The sequence below is a fragment of the Photorhabdus africana genome (assembly GCF_035181445.1).
GTDB lineage: Bacteria > Pseudomonadota > Gammaproteobacteria > Enterobacterales > Enterobacteriaceae > Photorhabdus > Photorhabdus laumondii.
This window is the reverse complement of sequence record NZ_JAXBVE010000098.1, coordinates 1-3,174: the sequence shown is the minus strand read 5'-3', so window position 1 is coordinate 3,174 and position 3,174 is coordinate 1. Positions and strand designations below refer to the sequence as shown.

Here is a 3,174-nt window from a genome sequence, read left to right as displayed (position 1 = left end):
ACGCCCGGCCTCATCTGGGAAGCGGGGGCAGACGGGGAACTTAAGGTCTCGCTGGGCAGCCTGCGCTGGTGCATTCGGGGGTTGTCTTCCGTGAAAGCGGGTGCAGTTGCCATGAAGCTCAATGCGCAGGTCATTGATACCCAAAGCGGCGTGATGTTCCTGGATGGCGTTGACCTGATGAGCGCACGCAGCCGTCAGGGTTACGCGCGAATGGCAGCGGCTGAGCTGGGACTGGCTGAGGGGGATATTCGCCGGGCACTGGGACAGGTATTACTGGCGGTTGAACAGTGGCAGCAGCAGGGGGAAATGGGGACTGAGCAGAAAACGCCGGAAATGAACGACGCCGAGCGGACAGCCGCGCTGGCGTTGCTGCAAGACCCGCAACTGAGTGAGCGCATCACCGCTGACTTAGCCGCCTGTGGCGTGGTGGGCGAATCCACTAACCTGCTGGCCGGTTACTTAGCGGCGGTCAGTCGCAAGCTGGAACGTCCGCTGGCCGTGCTGATACAGAGCAGCAGCGCTGCCGGGAAAAGTTCACTGATGGATGCGGTACTCAATCTGATACCGGAAGAGGAACGCCTGCAATACAGCGCCATGACCGGCCAGAGTCTGTTCTATCTGGGGGAAACCAATCTCCAGCATAAAATCTTAGCCATTGCCGAAGAGGAAGGCGTCAGGCAGGCTGCCTATGCGCTTAAGCTGTTGCAAAGCGACGGCGAACTGACCATTGCCAGCACCGGTAAAGATGACGCCAGCGGGAATCTGGTGACCAAACAGTACACGGTGAAAGGGCCGGTGATGCTGATGCTCACCACCACCGCGATTGATGTCGATGAAGAGCTATTAAACCGCTGTTTAGTCCTGACCGTGAACGAATCGCGGGAACAGACCGAAGCTATCCACGCCTTGCAACGTCATAAGCAAACCCTTGACGGTTTACTGGCGGAAAATGAGAAGACCTATATCACCGAACTGCATCAAAACGCCCAGCGGCTGTTGCGCCCGCTCAATGTGGTGAACCCTTATGCTTCACAATTAACGTTCATGAGCGATAAAACCCGTACCCGCCGCGACCACATGAAATATCTCACCCTGATACAAAGTATCGCCCTGCTGCATCAGCACCAGCGGGAGGTGAAGACCGCGGAACACCGGGGCAAACGGCTTGAATATATCGAGGTGACCAAAGACGATATTAGCTTAGCAAACCGGCTGGCCCACGAGATATTAGGCCGCACACTGGATGAGATGCCGCCGCAGACGCGCAGGCTGTTGCTGCTGATACAAAACTGGGTCAGGGAAAGCGGGCAGCCGCGCCATGAAATGTTGTTTACCCGCAAAATGTTGCGTGATGCGGTGCAGTGGGGCGATACCCAGCTAAAAATCCATCTCTCACGGCTGGTTGAAATGGAGTACCTGCTGTTGCACCGGCGCGGGCTGACGTTCATCTACGAACTGCTGTTCGACGGGGAAGACAGCGACGCCGCGCACCTGAGCGGGCTGATAGTGCCCTGAATGGCGCAGTATGAAATCGTCCGGTCGGGGTAAGACGTTAAGCAGTCGCCTGCTGGTCGGTATCAGGTCGGCAAGAGGTCGGGTTAAAAATATCAGTACAAAGTCAGACACAGCAAGGCTTCACAGCAAAGCGGTCGGGTTCAGCAAAAAATCACTGTTCCGGCAGGACAGGATAAAAAAACCGTAGCATACCGACAGAACCCCCATTAAGAGGCAGACAATGGAAACACAACCTGTTTTTACCCTTGCGACCTTACGCCAGCAGCTTGAGGCGTATCTGGAAATCCAGACCGCCAGCGGGCACAGCACCCGAACGCCGGAAACCTATCGGGAATGGTTAATGCCGTTCGTAGACTGGTGCGAGATGCGGGCAGTCTACCATGCGCCGCAGGTCTCCCTGCCGTTGCTGGAAAGCTGGCAGCGTTATCTGCGCCGTTACCGCAAGGCAGACGGACAGCATTACGGCAATAACAGCCAGTTACAACGGCTCCGTGCCTTACGGGGGTGGTTCCGCTGGTTATTGCAGCGCCACCATATCCTGTATAACCCGGCAGAAATGCTGATACTGCCGAAAGAAGAGCAGCGGCTGCCAACGCAGGTACTGAGTGACGCGGAGACTGAGCATGTGCTGACCAGCCTCGACACGCAGACGCCCCTCGGCCTGCGTAACCGCGCCATGCTGGAAGTGTTCTGGAATACCGGTATCCGGCGTACAGAACTGATTAATCTGAGACTCGGCGACATAGACCGCCATCGCGGGGTGGTGGTAGTGCGGCAGGGAAAAAACGGCCATGACCGGGTGGTGCCGATAGGAGAACGGGCGCTGGCGTGGCTGGAGCGGTATCTGGCCAGCGTGCGCCCGCAACTGGCTTATCGGTATGACAGCGGGCATGTGTTTATCACCGTCAGAGGCAGACCGCTGGCCCGCAACACCTTAACGCAAATCGCAGGGCGAACCATCCGGGAGCAGGCAAAACTCGACAAACCGGGGTCCTGCCACGTGTTCCGGCACACAATGGCAACACAGATGCTGGAGAACGGCGCGGACACCCGGCATATCCAGGCGATACTGGGGCATAAAAAGCTGGAGACCACGCAAATTTACACGCGGGTTGCCATCGGACACCTCAAAGAAGTTCATCAACAGACGCACCCGGCAGAGCGGAAACCGAAGAAAAAGCAGACAACGCTGCCAGAGGACAGACCGGCGGATAGCGCTAAGCCGGACAGCCCGAAGCCGGTCTGAACGCGCTGTGTTGCCGGACAATCTTAATGTTAGCTGGCCCTCTGTCAGTCTCGTGGGAAAGGTGAAAGGCAGACTGCGCGCGTCCCTGCGCACAGACTGCCTGCCCACCTCCGGCGTGCCCGGCGGTAAATGGTGGCCGCCCGGCGTTAAGCCGCCGCATCCTCTGTCAGCACCACAGCCGGTCAGCCACCAATGAACATAATGTGGCATTAAGCGCAATGGGCCTGAACGGCCCACAACGCTTAACAAAACATTATGTCGGCGCCGCCCACCGAAGGGCGCTGCGCGGTTACCTCAGCCCCGGTGAGCGGCTGGCCGCCGGGTGGAGCTTCTTAGCCCCCGTGGCGCGCAAGGCGGACGCCTTCCGCTGTCAGCCGCAGTGCAAAATCCCACCGCCGCAGTCGCCGCCGTCC

Annotated in this window: 2 protein-coding genes and 2 pseudogenes; all 4 read left to right on the top strand. The window is 58.4% G+C overall.

Going from position 1 to position 3,174, the window contains the following annotated elements:
- Window positions 1-1,512, top strand: a pseudogene (locus tag SLS51_RS22725) (MTBMA_p00010-related P-loop-containing protein); the annotation flags it as partial.
- 13 nt (window positions 1,513-1,525) lie between these two features.
- A complete protein-coding gene (locus tag SLS51_RS22720; protein ID WP_323840767.1) occupies window positions 1,526-1,702 on the top strand; it encodes a hypothetical protein in 177 nt (58 codons plus the stop codon).
- A gap of 33 nt (window positions 1,703-1,735) precedes the next feature.
- Window positions 1,736-2,761 carry a site-specific tyrosine recombinase XerC gene (gene xerC / locus SLS51_RS22715; RefSeq protein WP_323840766.1) on the top strand — a complete coding sequence of 342 codons (1,026 nt, stop codon included), beginning with the start codon at window positions 1,736-1,738 and terminating at the stop codon, window positions 2,759-2,761.
- A 218-nt stretch (window positions 2,762-2,979) separates the two neighbouring features.
- Window positions 2,980-3,174, top strand: a pseudogene (locus tag SLS51_RS22710) (hypothetical protein); the annotation flags it as partial.